This window comes from Streptosporangium sandarakinum, assembly GCF_050942225.1.
GTDB classification, from domain to species: Bacteria; Actinomycetota; Actinomycetes; order Streptosporangiales; family Streptosporangiaceae; genus Streptosporangium; species Streptosporangium nondiastaticum.
In genome coordinates, this window is the sequence record NZ_CP192034.1 from 6,791,284 (window position 1) to 6,804,111 (window position 12,828).

Below are 12,828 nucleotides of genomic sequence, written 5' to 3' on the forward strand. Positions count from 1 at the left end.
ACCGCGAGAACATGAAGGCGGACGCCCCCGGGATGGTTCCCGGGGGCGTCCGCGTGACTCGGGTGGTTCGACGGGCGCTGTCAGTCTCCGAGGAGCGCGTCGACGAAGACCTCGGGGTCGAAAGGCGCCAGGTCGTCCGGGCCCTCGCCCAGTCCGACGAGCTTGACCGGGACGCCCAGCTCCCGCTGGACGGAGATGATGATCCCGCCCTTGGCGGTGCCGTCCAGCTTGGTCAGGGCGATGCCGGTGACGTCCACGACCTCGGCGAACACCTGGGCCTGGCGCATGCCGTTCTGGCCGGTGGTGGCGTCGAGGACGAGCAGGACCTCGTCGACCGTGGCCTTCTTCTCGATGACCCGCTTGACCTTGCCCAGCTCGTCCATCAGGCCGGTCTTGGTGTGCAGCCGGCCGGCGGTGTCCACGATCACCACGTCGGCCTTGTCGGCCGTGCCCTTGGCCACGGCGTCGAAGGCGACCGAGGCGGGGTCGCCGCCCTCCGGGCCGCGCACGACCTCGGCCCCGACCCGGTCTCCCCAGGTCTGGAGCTGGTCGGCGGCGGCGGCGCGGAAGGTGTCGGCCGCGCCGAGCACGACCGAGCGGCCGTCTCCGACGAGGGAGCGGGCCAGCTTGCCGGTGGTGGTGGTCTTGCCGGTGCCGTTGACGCCGACCACGAGCACCACGGCCGGCCGCTCGCCGTGCGGCTGGACGTGCAGGGTGCGGTCGAGGTCGGTGCCGATCTGGGTGAGCAGCTCCTTGCGGAGCAGGGCGCGCACCTCGTCGGGCGTGCGGCTGCCCAGGACCTTCACCTGCGTCCGCAGGTCCTGCACCATCGCCTGGGTCGGGGCGATCCCGACGTCGGCGGTGATCAGGGTCTCCTCGATCTCGTCCCACGTGTCGTCGTCGAGACGGTCACGCGAGAGCAGGTCGAGCAGGCCCTTGCCGAGGGTGTTCTGTGAGCGGGCCAGCCGGGCGCGCAGCCGTACCATCCGGCCCGCGGACGGCGGCGGGATCTCCACCGCCGGGGGCGGGACGACCATCGGCTCGGCCGGCGTGGTCCGCGGAGGCGGGATGGTGGTCGTCGCCTCTTGGTCCTCCACCGCCCCCCTGGGCGGTGCCTGTGTCTCCTCCGGGATCCGCACCTCGGGCGGCTCGACCGGCGGAGGCGCCGCCTTGCCGCGCGGCCGGAGCAGCAGGAACATGCTGCCGGCCGCCAGCACCAGGATGGCGACAGCGATCGCGATTATGCCGATGGGTTCCACAAGACCACAGTTTTCCAGACGGCGGGTGATGCTCCGACCCCGAGGGGTCCGAGCCGCTTCCATGCCCCCTCATCCGCGGTTCAATCCCGCGTCCCGCGAACCGGCGCCCGTACGACCGGGCCGGAGGCGTCCGCGGCCGGGCGGGCCGGGTCAGTCCTCCTGCTCGCGCAGCCGCTGGCTGATGACGTGGGAGACGCCGTCGCCGCGCATCGACACGCCGTACAGCGCGTCGGCGATCTCCATCGTGCGCTTCTGGTGGGTGATCACGATGAGCTGGGAGGTCTGCCGCAGCTCCTCGAACAGGGTCAGCAGGCGCTGGGTGTTGGTGTCGTCCAGCGCCGCCTCGACCTCGTCCATCACGTAGAACGGCGAGGGCCTGGCCTTGAAGATCGCGACGAGGAAGGCCACCGCGGTCAGCGACCGCTCGCCGCCCGACAGCAGCGACAGCCGCTTGACCTTCTTGCCGGGCGGCCGGGCCTCGACCTCGACGCCGGTGGTCAGCATGTCGGAGGGGTCGGTCAGCAGCAGCCTGCCCTCGCCGCCGGGGAAGACCCGGGTGAAGATCTGCTCGAACTCCCGCGCCACGTCCTCGTAGGCTGCGGCGAAGACCTGCTCGACCCGCTCGTCCACCTCCTTGACCACGAGCAGCAGGTCGCGGCGGGTCTTCTTCAGGTCCTCCAGCTGCGAGGTCAGGAACGCGTGCCGCTCCTCGAGCGCGGCGAACTCCTCCAGCGCCAGCGGGTTGACCTTGCCGAGCTGGGTCATCTGCCGTTCGGCCGTCTTCGCCCGCTTCTCCTGCTCCTCGCGGACGTAGGGCACGGGGTCGCCGTCGGCCGCCGGGACCGGCTGGTCGGGGCCGTACTCGGCGATCAGGACGTCGGTCTCGACGCCGAACTCCTCCGTCGCCCGCGCCTGGAGCTGCTCCAGCCGCAGCCGCCGCTCGGTCCGGGCCACCTCGCTGCCGTGGGCGCGGTTGACCAGCTTGTCCAGCTCCGCCGTCAGCTCGCGGACCCGGACGCGCACCGACTTCAGCGAGGCGTCGATCCGCCCGCGCGCCTGCTCGGCCTCGTCGCGCTCGGCGGCGGCGGCCGTCAGAGACACCTCCAGCGTGGCGAGCGCCCGCTCGGCGCCCCGGACGACCGCCTGGGCCGTGCGGGCCTGCCGGCGCCGCCGCTCCCGCAGCTCGGCCGCCCTGGCCCGCTCCTCGCGCTCCTGCTCGGCCGCCCGCTCCAGCTCCTCGGCCCGGCCCGCGATGCCCTTGACCCGCTCCTCGGCCGTCCGTACGGCCAGGCGGGCCTCCATCTCCTCCTGGCGGGCCTCGGCGCAGATCCCGGCCAGCTCGTCGCGCAGCTCGGTGGTGGGCTCCTCGGTGAGCTCCTCGGCGCTCTCGGCGGCGGCGAGCCGCTCCTCCAGCTCGGCGAGGCCCGCCGCGTCGCGGTCGCGGGCCTCGCGGGCCGTCGCCACGCCCCGGGCCAGCCGCTCGCACTCGCCGCGGGCGGCGGCGGCCGCGGCGTCGAGCTGGGCCAGGCGGCGGGCCGCGGCGGCGGCCCGCTGGTCGGCGTCGCGCTGGCGGGACCTCAGCTCGTCCAGTACGGCCTGCGCCGCGTTGACCCCCGCCTGGGCGGTCTGCACGCCCGACTGCGTCTCGGCCACCCGCGCCTGGGCGGCCTCGACGGCGAGCTGCGCCTCGCCCTCGGCCTCGGCCGCCTCCTCCAGCGCGACGGCGGCCCGCTCGGCCTGGTGCCGGGCCCGCTCCAGGTCGGCGGCGGCCTCGTCCAGCGCGGTCCGCATCTGCAACGCGGAGCCGCCGTCGGCCGAGCCGCCCCGGGCGACGTGCGCGCCCAGCAGGTCGCCGGCGCGGGTCACCGCGCGCAGCCCGGGCCACTGCTCGACCGCCTTGCGCGCGGTCTCGAGGTCGTCGACCACCAGCACGCCGCCCAGCAGGTGCTCGGCGGCGGCGCGCAGGCCGGCGGGGACCTCGACCAGGTCGAGCGCCCACTCGGTCCCGGCGACCGGCACCGGGCCGCGGGGGAGCCGCCCCGGGACCGTCTCCGGAGCCGTCGCCGTCCGCGGCGATGACCAGGTCCGCCCGGCCGCCGTCCCGGCCGCGCAGGAAGTCGATCGCGTCGGCCGCGCTCTGCAGCGACTCCACCGCGACGGCCTCGGCGGCGGCGCCCAGCACCGCGGCGACGGCCGCCTCCGCGCCCTGCCGTACGGCGAGCATCGCGGCGACCGGGCCGAGCACCCCGGCGAGGTCGGCGGCGAGCAGGGCAGCTCCGCCGTCCACCCCCTGGCCAGGCTCAGCTCCAGCGCCTCGCGGCGGGCCTCCAGCGCGGCGACCTGCCGCTGCGCCTCCGCCTCGGCCTTGCGCGCCGCGGCGAGGGCGGATCGGGCCGCGCCCAGGGCGGAGGTCGGGCCGGCGACGGCGGCCTTGGCGTCGTCCACCAGCTCCCTGGCCCGCTCGACGGCGTCCCGGGACTCCTCGACGGCCGCGAGCGCCATCTCCAGCTCCTCGGCGAGGGCGGCGAGGACCGGGTCGGCGGAGGCGGGGTCGGCGCCCTCCTGGCTGTCGTGCTCGGCCTGGGCGGTCTCGGCGCGCCGCAGCGCCTCCTCCAGGGAGCGCTCCAGCCGCCCGATCTCCGCCTCGGCGGCCTCGGCGCGGCTGCGCGCGGCGCCGACCCGGCCCCGCAGGGCCGCCAGTCCCTCGCGCCGGTCGGCGGCGGCCCTGGCCTCGGCGGCCAGCCGGCGCTCCTCGACCGCCAGCGCCGACTCGGTCTCGGCGCGCCGGGCCACGGCCGCGGCGAGCGTCTCCTGCGCCTCGGCGAGCAGTTCCTCCAGCACCCGCTCCTGCTCGCGGACCTCCTCGGCCTCGCGCTCGTAGTCCTCCGGGTCGCGGCCGTGCCGCTCCACCGCGGTGTCGCTCGCGTGCCGGTGGCGCTCGGCGGCCAGCCCGGCCAGGCCGCGCAGCCGGTCGCGCAGCGAGGCGAGCCGGAAGTAGGTCTCCTGGGCGGCGGCCAGCCTCGGCTGGGCCTCGGTCTCGGCGGCCTCCAGTTCGGCCTCGGCCTGCTGGCCCTCGGCGAGCTCGGCCTCCACCGCCGTACGGCGGGCCAGCACGGCCGCCTCGTCGGCGACCTCCCGCTCCAGCGTGGCGCGCAGGGTGAGCACGTCGTCGGCGAGCAGCCGCAGCCGGGCGTCGCGCAGGTCCGCCTGGATGACGGCGGCCCGGCGGGCGATCTCGGCCTGCCGGCCCAGCGGCTTGAGCTGGCGGCGAAGCTCGGTGGTGAGGTCCTGGACCCGGGTGAGGTTGGCCTGCATCGCGTCCAGCTTCCGCAGCGCCTTCTCCTTGCGCTTGCGGTGCTTCAGGACACCCGCGGCCTCCTCGATGAACGCCCGGCGGTCCTCCGGGCCGGCGTGCAGCACCTGGTCGAGCTGGCCCTGCCCGACGATGACGTGCATCTCACGGCCGATGCCGGAGTCGGACAGCAGCTCCTGGATGTCGAGCAGGCGGCAGGTGTCGCCGTTGATGGCGTACTCGCTCTGGCCGGCCCGGAACATCAGGCGGCTGATCGTGACCTCGGTGTAGTCGATGGGCAGCGCGCCGTCGGTGTTGTCGATGGTGAGCGTGACCTCGGCCCGGCCCAGCGGGGCCCGGGAGGAGGTGCCGGCGAAGATGACGTCCTCCATCTTGCCGCCGCGCAGGGACTTGGCGCTGTGCTCGCCCATGACCCAGGCCAGGGCGTCGACCACGTTGGACTTGCCGGAGCCGTTGGGGCCGACGACGGCGGTGATGCCCGGCTCGAAGCGCAGGGTGGTGGCCGAGGCGAACGACTTGAAACCGCGCAGGGTGAGGGTCTTGAGGTACAACGAGATCCCCCGTCCTCCCGCGTGATGGTCGGCCCCGGCGCCGCGCGTCGGCGCGGGTCACGGCACGGGCGCCGGTGCCCCGGTCGCGCGGGCGGCCCGGCTTCTCCACCCGGGACGTCACCGCTCCCGCCTGGGCAGACTACCGTTCTTCGGCGGTGCCCGCCCGCGGGAGATCGGGCCGTTCCTCAGGGAAGGGACACGTCCGGCCGGAGACGGGGAACGCCACGACGGGCGCACGCCGGAGGCGGCTCGGAAAGGAGACGCCGTGGCGGGCCGTGCCGGGCGTGATCCGCGGCGGGGAACGCCGCGACGGGCCGCGTCGGACGCGGCCCGTAACAGGGGATGTCATGGCGGGCCGCTTCGTTCCGCGCGGCCCGCGACATGACAAGGGACGCCTCAAGAGGCGTCCCTGGACAATGTGTGTTCGCCCCGGCCTCTAGGTGAGAGCCGGCTCACGATCCTGCAGGCGGGTGAACTCCTCGTCACGGTTGCCCGCGAGTTCGGCGTTCTGGGCCTGGAGCCGGGTGAGCTCTGCCTCGAGATCACGGATGCGCTGCTGGAGACGGCGCATTTCCGAGACCATCCGAGGGTCAGGACCGCCGACGTGGCCGAGTAGAGCCTTCGCCATGTTAAGGGTCCTCCACGCTGAGTGACCAGACTGGTTCGCGCACTTCTTGCCGCGGGAGGGGTGCGCGTGGTTCTTATCAAGAGTCGCACCGGTGTGGGAGACGGTCAAGCTGAACGCTCCATGTGGATGCACCCGTGGGCACTCTCGACATTAGATTATACCCTAATTTGGCGAATCAGGGAAATGGTTTAACGTTCCGCGAAGCCGGTAGATGATCCTTTTGCCTCGCTCCAACGTTCTACCACCCCGTCAACCCGCCCCGGCGTGCGCCCGCCGCGCAGCAGGGCGAGCAGTTCCTCGCAGGACTCCCGGGGGCCCTCGGCGACGACCTCCACCCGGCCGTCGGCGGTGTTCCTGGCCCAGCCGGCCAGGCCGAGCTCCAGCGCCCGAGACCGCGTCCACCAGCGGAAACCCACGCCCTGGACGTATCCCCTGACCCAGGCGGTCAGCCGGACGGCGCTCACGCCGCGACCCCGCGCGGGCGCGGCTGGCAGCGGGGGCAGCTGTAGGAGGAGCGGTTCATGAACGACTCCCGGACGATCGGCGCGCCGCACCGCCCGCACGGCTCGTCGCGCCTGCCGTACACGTTCAGCGCCCGCTCGAAATAGCCGCTCTCGCCGTTGACGTTCACGTACAGGCTGTCGAAGGACGTGCCACCCTCGGCCAGGGCCTCGGACATCACCCCGCGGGCCGCGTCCAGCAGCTCGGCGATCTTCGGCCGGGTCAGCGTCGCCGTGGGCCGCGACCCGTGCAGCCGGGCCCGCCACAGCGCCTCGTCGGCGTAGATGTTGCCGACCCCGCTGATCAGCGACTGGTCGAGCAGCGCCCGCTTGACCTCGGTCCGCCGGGCGCGCAGCCGGTGGGCGAAGCCGTCCTCGTCGAAGTGCTCCTCGAACGGGTCGGCCGCGATGTGGACGATCGGCTCGGGGACGTCCCGGCCCGCGGCGCGGGCCAGCGGGGTGACCAGCACGTGCCCGAAGGTCCGCTGGTCGACGAAACGCAGCTCGGGGCCGCCGTCGGCGAAGGCGATCCGGATCCGCAGGTGCTTCTCCAGGGGCGAGTCCGGCTCGACCACCAGCAGCTGGCCGCTCATCCCGAGGTGGGCCAGGACCGCGTCGGAGCCGTCCAGCGGCAGCCAGAGATACTTGCCCCGCCGCTGGGCCGTCCCGACCGTGCGGCCCGCCAGCCGGGAGGCGAACTCCTCGGCGCCGGGGACGTGGCGGCGGATCGCCCGGGGGTGCAGCACCTCGGCGTGGGCGACGACCCGGCCGGACACCCAGCGTTCCAGGCCGCGTCGTACGACCTCCACCTCCGGCAACTCGGGCATGCCGGTCCCCCCTCTCTCAGGACGGCGTCCGCGGACGCCGTACCCGGGCCGTTCAGGGCGCCCACGGTACCCGCGGCGCCCGGCAGGCGCATCCGGGGACGCGGCGCCCGTCCGGGACGTCCGGTACGTCCGGGACGCTCAGGACGCGGTGTCGACCTCGCGCTTGTCGCGGTCGCTGCGGATGCGGTTCCAGGCGGCCTCGGCGGCCTGCTGCTCGGCCTCCTTCTTGGAACGCCCGGAGCCCGAGCCGTACTCCTCCCCGCCGAGGCGGACCACGGCGGTGAAGGACTTGGCGTGGTCGGGGCCGCTCTCCTCGACGTGGTAGTCCGGCACGCCGAGCGACTCGGAGGCGGTGAGCTCCTGCAGGGAGGTCTTCCAGTCGAGCCCGGCGCCCAGCGACGCCGAGCGCGTGATGAGCGGGTCGAACAGCAGGTGGACGACGCGGAACGCCTCGCCGAGGCCCTTGTCGACGTACACCGCGCCGATCAGCGCCTCCAGCGTGTCGGCGAGGATGGAGGACTTGTCACGCCCCCCGGTGCCCTCCTCGCCCCGGCCCAGGCGCAGGAACCTGCCGAGCTCCAGCGTGCGGGCCACGTCGGCGAGGGCGCGCATGTTGACCACCGCGGCCCGCAGCTTGGCCAGCTGCCCCTCGGGCAGGTCGGGGTGGTTGCGGTAGAGGGTGTCGGTGACCACCAGGCCCAGCACCGAGTCGCCCAGGAACTCCAGGCGCTCGTTGGTCGGCAGCCCGCCGTTCTCGTAGGCGTAGGAGCGGTGGGTCAGCGCCCGCTCCAGGAGCGCGGCCTCCAGCCGCACCCCGAGGACCCGCTCCAGCTCGTCACGGGCCAGTTCGACGGCCATCGGCTTGACGCTTGCACCCAACGTCTTCTCCTCGCTCTTCGACGGTGAACGCGCGATGGCGAGAGAGGACGGGAGTGCCCGAAGACGTGGTGGGCGCCGGGAGGGTGCACGTCGCCGTGACCCCGGCGTCCACCACAGCCGCGGGCGAGCCGCCATCGCGTCGGATGGAACGTAAGACGCCGGCCAGGCCCGAAAGGGACCCGGCCGGCATCCGTCAGTCAGAACGCGATCAGGCGGAGGGCTCGATCACCTGACGGCGGTTGTAGGTGCCGCAGGACGGGCACGCCACGTGCGGACGCTTCGGCGAGCGGCACTGGGGGCAGCTCACGAGCGAGACCGCGGCGGCCTTCCACTGCGACCTGCGGGAGCGAGTGTTGCTCCGCGACATCTTGCGCTTGGGGACAGCCACGTCAGCTCTCCTGATCGTTGTTATCTTCCGGAACCAGACCTTGCAGCTTGGCCCAGCGGGCGTCGATCACCTCATGCTTGTGACCGGGCTCGGCGTCCGCCAGCCTGACCCCGCACTCCGAGCAGAGCCCCTCGCAGTCTTCGCTGCAGACCGGGCTCAGCGGCAGTGTCAGCACCACCGCGTCACGGAAGACGGGTTCGAGATCGAGCAGTTCACCGTCGAGAAGCGAGTCGTCCTCGGCGGCATCCTCCGCCGAGTAGAAGAACAGCTCCTGGAAGCTCACTTCGGTCTCCGAAGTGATCTCTTCCAGGCACCGTGCGCACTCCCCCCGCAGCGGGGCCTGCGCCGTGCCCGTGACGAGCACGCCCTCCATGACCGCCTCAAGCCGGATGTCCAGCTCGACGTCGGCGCCCACAGGGACGCCGATCATCTCGACGCCGAGGTTCGCCGGTGCCGGAAGGGTGAGGGACATCTGCCGCATACTCCCCGGCCTCCGCCCCAGATCATGGGTGGAGATCACCCACGGGGCTCGGGGGTCGAGGGTCTGCAGAGTCATGTCGCTCTCATCAGGCATGGCGAATCACCGCCGTCGTGCAAGGCAAAACAAGAGAATACCAGGGCCTAGCCCCTGAGCCGTTCCACCAGCCGCCGTTCGACCAGTTCCGGCACCAGGCCGTTGACGTCCCCGCCGTAGCGGACGATCTCCTTGATGCGGCTGGAGGACAGGAACGACACCTCCGGGCCGGTCGCCATGAACAGCGTCTCCACCCCCGACATCCGGTAGTTGAGCTGGGCCTGCTGCAACTCGTAGTCGAAGTCGCTGATCGCGCGCAGTCCCTTGACGATCGCCGGGATCTCCTGCTGCCTGCAGTAGTCGACCAGCAGGCCGTGGAACTTGTCCACCCGGACGTTGCCGTACTCCTTGGTGACGGACAGGAGCATCTCGATGCGCTCCTCGACCGTGAACAGGCTCTTCTTCTCGATGTTGATCAGGACGGCTACGACGACCTCGTCGTACTGCCGGGAGGCCCGGCCGATGATGTCCAGATGGCCGTTGGTAACGGGATCGAACGATCCAGGGCATACAACGCGACGCAAGGTGAAACCCCCTGCTCTATGGATTCCCGGCGGCGCGACCGTACCAAACGGACGCTTCGCCGTAGCGACGGACCCTCTCCTCTTCGTACCCGGAAGGCCACTCAATGGCCCCGCCCCGGCTCTCCCGCTCCACCGCCACCAGCGCGTCCCCGGCCAGCCAGCCGTGGTCGCGCAGCCGCTCCAGCACGGCCCGCACCTCCGCGTCGGTCACCGCGTACGGCGGGTCGGCGAACACCAGGTCGTACGGCTCCGCGGCGCCCCTGGCCAGCACCCGCTCGACCCGGTCGGCCGCGAGCTCGGCGCCCGGCAGGCCCAGGCTCGCGATGTTCGTCCTGATCGTCCGGACCGCCTTGGCGTCGGACTCCACCAGCAGCGCGTGCGCCGCCCCGCGCGACAGCGCCTCCAGCCCGATCGCGCCGGACCCCGCGTACAGGTCGAGCACCCTGGCGCCGTCCAGCGGGCCGAGCAGCGAGCCCACGGTGGAGAAGATGCCCTCCCTGGCCCGGTCGCTCGTGGGGCGGGTGCCCCGCCCCGGCGGCACCGCCAGCCGCCGTCCCCCTGCGCTTCCCGCGATCACTCGGCTCACCGGCCCATTGTCCCAGCCGTTCCGGCACGGCCGCCCGGGCGCTCCCCCGGCCCTCCCGCGGTCGCCCGCGACGGACCGGGCGCACCGGAGGCGGAACGGCCGGCGGAACGGTCGGCCACGGGCCGCCGGCGGGAGGGCGGCGAAGGGCGGCGGCGCACCCCGGCGTGTCGCGGCGCATCACATAACCGCAGGTCAAAAGGGTTTCGCCAGGTGATCTAGGTCAAGAGTGGGCAAGGAGCGGCGACGAAACCGCAAGGGTCGTTCCCCCCGGCCCCCGCGCCTTGCATGATGAGTCCTGCGGCCTTCGACAGTCCCAGGGGAAGGCCGACCGGCGTGGTCGTGAGCCCTTCCGCACGCCGGTGCTCTCGGCACCTGACCCGAGAGTGGGCCCAGGCGGGGACGGCATTCGGGGGGAGGCCGTCCCCGCAGTTGGGCTTTTCTGATCTCCGCCGCACGGCGCCCCGCCCGCGCCGGCGTCCGCCGGTCCCGCGCCGGCGTCCGGAGCGGCCCCTCCCCCGCCGCCGCGGCCTCTCATGACCGGCCGTGCGGTCCCGCGCCTTCCGCGCCCGCCGTCAGGCCTTCTCCAGGTACTCGGCGCGCTCGTCGGCCAGCAGCCGGTCGATCTCCGTACGGAGCACCGGGTGCCCGATCAGCTCGGGGTCGGCCGCCAGCATCTCCTCGGCGTCCGCGCGGGCGGCGAGGATGACCTCCTCGTCGCGCAGGAGCTGGAGCATCTTCAGCGACGACCGGCGCCCCGACTGGGCCACGCCGAGCACGTCGCCCTCGCGGCGCTGCTCCAGGTCGACGCGCGACAGCTCGAAGCCGTCGAGGGTCGCCGCCACCGCGTCGAGCCGCTGCCGGGCGGGCGTGCCGCCCGGGGCGTCGCTCACCAGCAGGCACAGCCCCGGCAGCCCGCCCCGGCCGACCCGGCCGCGCAGCTGGTGGAGCTGGGAGACGCCGAACCGGTCGGCGTCCATGATCACCATAACCGAGGAGTTGGGGACGTCCACGCCCACCTCGATGACCGTGGTCGCCACCAGGACGTCGACCTCGCCGCGGGAGAAGGCCCGCATCACGGCGTCCTTCTCCTCCGGGGGCAGCTTGCCGTGCAGCACCGCCGTACGGAGCCCGGAGAGCGGCCCCTCCGAGAGCATCGCGGCCACGTCGAGCACGGCCAGCGGCGGCCGCCGCTCGTCGTCGCCCTTGGCCAGGTCTCCCTCGTCGCCCTCCAGGTCGCCGATGCGGGGGCAGACGATGTACGCCTGCCGGCCCAGCTCGACCTCCTCGCGCAGCCGCGTCCAGGCGCGGTCGAGGAAGTGCGGCTTCTCGGCCGCGGGCACCACGTGCGTGGTGATCGGCGCGCGGCCGGAGGGGAGCTGGGAGAGCGTGGAGACCGTGAGGTCGCCGAAGACCGTCATGGCGACCGTGCGCGGGATCGGGGTGGCGGTCATGACCAGCACGTGCGGGCGCCCCTCGCCGGCCTTCTCGCGCAGCGCGTCGCGCTGCTCGACGCCGAAGCGGTGCTGCTCGTCCACCACCACCAGGCCCAGGTCGGCGAACTGCACCCGCTCCTGGAGCACCGCGTGGGTGCCGACCACGATGCCGGCCGCCCCCGAGGCCGCGTCGAGCATGGCCGAGCGGCGGGCCGCGGCGCCCAGCGAGCCGGTCAGCAGCGCGACGGAGGTGCCGCCGAACATGCCGCCCGTGGCCAGGTCGCCGAGCATGGCGGTGATCGAGCGGTGATGCTGCTGGGCGAGCACCTCGGTGGGGGCCAGCAGCACGGCCTGCCCGCCGGCGTCGACCACCTGGAGCATGGCGCGCAGCGCGACGACGGTCTTGCCCGCGCCGACCTCGCCCTGCAGCAGCCGGTGCATGGGGTGGGGCCGGGCGAGGTCGTCGGCGATCTCCTCGCCGACGTCCCGCTGCCCCTCGGTGAGCTGGAACGGCAGGCGCGCGTCGAAGTCGGCCAGCAGCCCGTCGCCGCGCGGCGGCCGGGGCGTGGCCGGCCAGGAGCCTGCCGCCATCTTGCGCTGCACCAGCACGGCCTGCAGCGTGAACGCCTCGTCGAACTTCAGCCGCTTGCGCGCCCGGGACACGTCGGCGTGGTCGCGCGGCCGGTGGATCGCCAGCAGCGCCTCGGCCAGGCCGGGCAGCCGGTGCCGGGTGCGCAGCTCGGCCGGGAGCGGGTCGTCGAGCGGGCCGAGGGTGTCGAGGACGACCCCCAGCGCCCGGCGGATCGCCCACGGCGTCACGTCCTTGCCCGCGGGGTAGATCGGCACCAGCGCCGCGGCGAACTCCTCGGCGTCCGCCTCGGTCTCGTCGAACATCTCGAACTCGGGGTGGGAGAGCTGCCACCTGCGCTTGTCGCCCTGGCCGAACGCGCCGACCTTGCCGGCGAACATGCCGCGCCGCCCCGGCCGCAGCCGCGTCTCGGCGATGTGGGACGCCCGGCCGAAGAAGGAGAGGTAGATCTTGCTGCGGCGGCCGTCGACGACCTCGACCTCCAGCCAGGTGCCGCCCTTGTTGCGCATCGGCCTGCGCATGAGCCTGGTCACCTCGCCCACCACGGTGACGTGCTCGTCGACCTGCAGGTCGTCGAGGTCGGTCAGCTCGCCCCGCTCGGCGTAGCGGCGCGGGTAGTGCCGCAGGAGGTCGCCGACGGTGCGCAGGCCGAGAACGCTCTCCAGCAGCTTGGAGGTCTTGGGATCCAGCGCTTTCGTCAGCGGCTCGTCGAAGCTCGTCACCCCACGTTTCTACCGTGTCGGACGGACAGAACCGGCGCGTGCCGCCCCACCGGGT

Annotated in this window: 10 protein-coding genes and 1 pseudogene; all 11 read right to left on the minus strand. The window is 73.6% G+C overall.

Features of this window, described 5'->3' with window-relative positions; all coding sequences use genetic code 11:
• Nucleotides 1-80: 80 nt before the first annotated feature.
• Complete coding sequence (gene ftsY, locus ACQP10_RS31175; RefSeq protein ID WP_386148623.1) at nt 81-1,199, minus strand: signal recognition particle-docking protein FtsY; 1,119 nt, start codon at nt 1,197-1,199, stop codon at nt 81-83.
• 210 nt (nt 1,200-1,409) lie between these two features.
• Nucleotides 1,410-5,123: pseudogene (gene smc / locus ACQP10_RS31180) on the minus strand (chromosome segregation protein SMC).
• A gap of 436 nt (nt 5,124-5,559) precedes the next feature.
• The gene (locus tag ACQP10_RS31185) at nt 5,560-5,751 is read right to left on the minus strand and encodes a hypothetical protein (RefSeq protein ID WP_189247703.1); all 192 of its coding nucleotides are present in this window, start codon (nt 5,749-5,751) and stop codon (nt 5,560-5,562) included.
• Between the two features lie 188 nt (nt 5,752-5,939).
• On the minus strand, nt 5,940-6,215 hold the full coding sequence (locus ACQP10_RS31190; protein ID WP_346019263.1) for an acylphosphatase: 276 nt from the start codon (nt 6,213-6,215) through the stop codon (nt 5,940-5,942).
• A complete protein-coding gene (mutM, locus tag ACQP10_RS31195) occupies nt 6,212-7,078 on the minus strand; it encodes a bifunctional DNA-formamidopyrimidine glycosylase/DNA-(apurinic or apyrimidinic site) lyase (RefSeq protein WP_179824790.1) in 867 nt (288 codons plus the stop codon). Before mutM ends, ACQP10_RS31190 begins: the two co-directional genes overlap by 4 nt.
• Nucleotides 7,079-7,216: 138 nt before the next feature.
• Complete coding sequence (gene rnc / locus ACQP10_RS31200) at nt 7,217-7,936, minus strand: ribonuclease III (RefSeq protein WP_346019732.1); 720 nt, start codon at nt 7,934-7,936, stop codon at nt 7,217-7,219.
• Between the two features lie 229 nt (nt 7,937-8,165).
• Complete coding sequence (gene rpmF, locus ACQP10_RS31205) at nt 8,166-8,345, minus strand: 50S ribosomal protein L32 (protein ID WP_179824792.1); 180 nt, start codon at nt 8,343-8,345, stop codon at nt 8,166-8,168.
• A gap of 1 nt (nt 8,346) precedes the next feature.
• On the minus strand, nt 8,347-8,901 hold the full coding sequence (locus ACQP10_RS31210) for a YceD family protein (protein WP_346019262.1): 555 nt from the start codon (nt 8,899-8,901) through the stop codon (nt 8,347-8,349).
• Between the two features lie 65 nt (nt 8,902-8,966).
• Complete coding sequence (gene coaD, locus ACQP10_RS31215; protein ID WP_179824796.1) at nt 8,967-9,443, minus strand: pantetheine-phosphate adenylyltransferase; 477 nt, start codon at nt 9,441-9,443, stop codon at nt 8,967-8,969.
• A gap of 16 nt (nt 9,444-9,459) precedes the next feature.
• A complete protein-coding gene (gene rsmD, locus ACQP10_RS31220) occupies nt 9,460-10,029 on the minus strand; it encodes a 16S rRNA (guanine(966)-N(2))-methyltransferase RsmD (RefSeq protein WP_346019261.1) in 570 nt (189 codons plus the stop codon).
• A 572-nt stretch (nt 10,030-10,601) separates the two neighbouring features.
• Nucleotides 10,602-12,773, minus strand: a complete 2,172-nt coding sequence (recG, locus tag ACQP10_RS31225) for an ATP-dependent DNA helicase RecG (protein WP_346019260.1) — start codon at nt 12,771-12,773, stop codon at nt 10,602-10,604.
• Between the last annotated feature and the right edge of the window lie 55 nt (nt 12,774-12,828).